Source organism: Virgibacillus sp. CM-4, from assembly GCF_000445495.1.
Classification (GTDB): Bacteria; Bacillota; Bacilli; order Bacillales; family Amphibacillaceae; genus Virgibacillus; species Virgibacillus salexigens.
On record NZ_AUQA01000015.1, the window covers coordinates 1 to 3,235 of the forward strand.

3 protein-coding genes are annotated in these 3,235 nt (G+C 51.2%); all 3 read right to left on the reverse strand.

The window, feature by feature from the left end; genetic code table 11:
* Nucleotides 1-494: 494 nt before the first annotated feature.
* On the reverse strand, nucleotides 495-1,295 hold the full coding sequence (locus M948_RS42405; protein WP_011230382.1) for an ExeA family protein: 801 nt from the start codon (nucleotides 1,293-1,295) through the stop codon (nucleotides 495-497).
* The gene (locus tag M948_RS42410; RefSeq protein ID WP_021292743.1) at nucleotides 1,288-2,541 is read right to left on the reverse strand and encodes an IS481 family transposase; all 1,254 of its coding nucleotides are present in this window, start codon (nucleotides 2,539-2,541) and stop codon (nucleotides 1,288-1,290) included. Before M948_RS42410 ends, M948_RS42405 begins: the two co-directional genes overlap by 8 nt.
* A gap of 140 nt (nucleotides 2,542-2,681) precedes the next feature.
* Nucleotides 2,682-3,235: DUF6431 domain-containing protein (locus tag M948_RS43805; protein ID WP_081674877.1), on the reverse strand; the 554-nt coding region annotated here is incomplete at its 5' end.

A 3,235-nucleotide genomic window follows, 5' to 3' on the forward strand; every position in this document is an offset into this window, starting at 1 on the left:
AAGGCCAATTCTTATTAAAGTAGGTAGAGCAAGATTGCATAAGTTTATCCCAAAATTGTTTTTCCTTTAGTTCGTTAAGATTACTTTTTGACATTAAACTTATCATCATTAGGAAGAGAAAGACTCTAGTCAATGTAACAATCACCTCTAACCAAATGGGTGATTCATCCATCAACATTTGAAATGCACGACTGAGGGAAGGGACTAGTGATATCAATAGTAAGCCCGTTTTGCCACTTCCTCACAAAGTTCCAACACAACCGTTAAAATTTCGTTTTCCCGCCAGTTGTAAACTAGCACATTATTTCAGAATCCCTTTTTCAAATTATTTCAGGCGGATTCGGAAATAATGTGCAAAATTTTTGCGGATTGTTCCGGATTTTGCACATTCTTTCGGAACGTTTGCACGCTCTTTCAGATGAAGATTTCCAGCGCGCCTGATGGACCGATGGAAAAGAAAAAGCACAAAAGAGGCCGATTCGGCCCCTTTCATGCTAATACCCCATTTCCTCTGCGGCCATGCGCACCACTTCTTCGTCAATGGCGTCCTTTTTCAGCTGATACCCGTATAACAGGCACGTCGTGGCCAACGTGTTGATCACCCGAGGCCATCCCCGCGACTGCAGGGCAATCGCCTCTAACGCCGATGGGGTGAAGATCGGGTGCTTCGCCCCGGCCTGTTTCATCCGATGCTTGATGTAGCCCGCCACCTCTTCCTTCTCCAGCGGCCCCATCCGGTATCGCATGATGATCCGCTGGTCGAGAGGGCGGTGCTGATTGAGCCGCAGCTTCCCCTGTAAATGGGGCAGCCCGGCCAAAATCAAGACAAATGGGTTGGTCGAATCCATCTCAAAGTTGAACAAGATCGCGATGTCCTGTAAAAATGCATCCTTCGCTAAATGCATCTCGTCCAAAATGAACACCGGCGTGATCCGCCGTTCATGATACAATCGCTCGATCGCCTGCTGGATTTGGCGGAAGAGGTCTACCTTGCGGTACTTCGGTTCCTCTCCTAATCCCAAGGCCAAACCACGGTAAAAATCCATCACGCCTCCGGTGGATAACGGAAAGTAGACGACATGATACAATGATGGATTCAATGACTCTTTCAGCGCCCGAAGGGCGAACGTCTTGCCCGCCCCCGGCTCTCCGATCAACAGCCCGATCCCCCGGGTTCGTTTCACGTACTCCAGCGCCCGCAACGCTTCCTGAAACGGCGCCCCTTGATACGCCTCGGACGGGTCTGTTTCTTTCGCAAACGGCTCCCGCGAAAGGGAGTAAAACGATTTATACACCGTGTTCTCCCTCCTTCGCCGGAATCGCCGCAAACGGGGACCGATGGCGTTTTACATAGGCGTTGTCCTCCAAACGAACCCGAACGGCCTCCGCCACCTTCCTTCCATCTTCGTACACATAGACGCCCCGTTCGTCATAGCGGAGTTCAATCGATTGCCCAATGAACCGGGGCGGCACTTCATACAGCTGCTTGTTCAAGGTGATCGTTCCATCGGCTTTGACCTTGCGGTGCTCCCGCTTCAGAAAAATCGCATCCAGCCAATCGCTATCTTCGATGAACGACACGAGATGCACTTGCGATTGAAACACCTCATGCGGCGTTTTTCCGTCCAGCGAGGCGTGCGGTTTTCGATGATACTCCTCTTCAAGCCACCTCCAAAAACGCTCGTTCAGCTCTTCGAGCGACTTCGGGGGATCCAACTCCAGCAGCGGATAAAACCGCGTCTGTACGGTGCGGAAGAACCGTTCGATTTTCCCTTTGCTTTGCGGGTCATACGGCTGGGTGTGGATGAGCGTAATTCCCATCTCGGCGCACGCATACTGCAGCACCTCGGATCGATAAATTTTCCCGTTGTCCGAGTAAATGCGCTTCGGCTTCCCGCAACGAAGCACCGCTTCCTTCGTGACGATCCGCAGCCCGTCAAACTTCTCCGAAGGGAAAAACTGCGCGTACGGCACAAACCGCGAGCAGTCATCGATATAGGCGATCAAAAACGTTTTCTGGGCTTTCCCATTGACTCGAATCGTTGGTCCATGGGATAAGTCCCCTTGCCAAAGCTCATTGATCTGGTCATACGCAAAGCGCTTTCGCTCCGGCATGGGCAAGATTTCTTTCCCGACAAGGTTGTGTTTTTTCAACAATCGGTATATAGTAAAGTAAGAGGTATGATTTTCTGGGATTTCCCCCTGCTCGATCAGGTGTTCGTAGAACACCGTCACGGGCATGGTGGGATGTTCTTTTCTTAGGGCTAAAATATGATCCTCATCATCGGGCGACAGACGCCTTGAGTGGCCGCGGTCCGAACGGCGCTTCGGCTTTAAGGCGTCAAAGCCCCCTTTTTTGTATCGGGTGCACCAATCGAGGATCGTCTTGGCTGCGATTCGTTTGTCGCCCTGGTGGGGAACATGGTGCACTCGCTCGCTCACCTCTTTCAGATACGTCTTCGGTTCCACCTGCCCATTCACCAACGGAGCGATTAGCCCGTACCGAAACAGGGCAATGTCGTGTCTCATCGACTCATCCATTCGAATCTCCTCCTTGTCTCACTTGGAATCAGGACCGTTCCGGTCCGTCTGCCCTTATCGTACCGGATCGCTTTTTCTCCGTCGATAGGAAAGGTTTGTGGGAACCTCAACTATTTCCAATTTAGGATATGTATGTAAAATCAGGATCCCATTTGATTCGCAAAAGGGTGTCGGAATCCGTCCTCCCACATGTCTCTGATGACCGAATAGAGACCGTGTTTCTCCAACGTCCGGATCCACCAGGAAGCCCGTTCCTTTTCTTTTTTCACGATAGGGCCTATGATCCTCCACCGCCTCGCAAAAAAGCTGTGAAGGCTTGATAGGTTTCGGCAGAACCGCCGGACATAAAAGATGATGCCGTCCTTTGTCGGGAGAAACGGAGCCCGGTTCGTCCCCTCGGTCAATCCCAACTGCTCTTTCACGACTTGCCATATGGCGGACAACGTATACTGAAAATACGGGAGGAGAAAGGAAGGCAGCACACTCACCGTCTTCAAGCATTCCCGACAGCGATACCGGACAATCCAAATGCGATAATCACCATGTGGGGTCAATGCGTTTCGCTCATAGTAACCGTGGCGGTGCAACGGGCGCTTGGCCCGGCAATGCGGACACTTTTTCAGAAGAGGGAAGTCGTTTTCTTTTCCACGCTCTGCATACGTTTGGACGTCAATGTCAAAGTCATGAAATTGAA

Excerpts from the sequence above, each read along its gene's own strand:
- M948_RS42410 (WP_021292743.1), bottom strand. The coding sequence starts at position 2,541 with ATGGATGAGTCGATGAGACACGACATTGCCCTGTTTCGGTACGGGCTA.